This is a genomic window from Ralstonia sp. VS2407, from assembly GCF_052950655.1.
Window position 1 is genome coordinate 1 of the sequence record NZ_JBRFVG010000314.1, and the last position, 448, is coordinate 448.

The following is a 448-nucleotide window of genomic DNA, read 5'->3' on the forward strand; positions in this document are numbered from 1 at the left end:
CTAAAATAGCTTGAGCTATCATTACAGAAGCGTATAGATCATGTCGCTGACCAATAACTCGTGCTTCTTCACCGATTTTTCTAATAAACTCAGAAGTAGAAGCATTCTCTTGGACAACAAAATTTGCCTCGGCTTGTTGTTGAATTCCTGCTTGCTTTTCCTTTTCTTGACTATTGTCTACCTCTGAATGTACCAACGGCTCTTTGGTCTTTTCAGTTAATGTAGAATTTTGTGGTTCCTGATTATGAGGTGACTTCTCAGTGAGCGCTTTACGCTCTTCAGATACTGGTTGCTCATTTTGTAACGATTCGGTTGGTTTAGTACTAGCAATTGTCTTTTCTTGTGGCGGTAAACTATTTTCAGATTCTAATGGTTCCACATTATTTTCCTGATGGTCACTGCTGTCATTTTGTGTTGAACTTTCTTGTTGTTCAGACGAACTTATTAT

General features: G+C 38.2%; 1 protein-coding gene. It reads right to left on the bottom strand.

Annotated elements, in window-relative coordinates; genetic code table 11:
• A partial coding sequence (locus ACU8YE_RS25230) for a hypothetical protein (protein ID WP_446930298.1) occupies nucleotides 1-448 on the bottom strand: 448 nt, incomplete at both ends.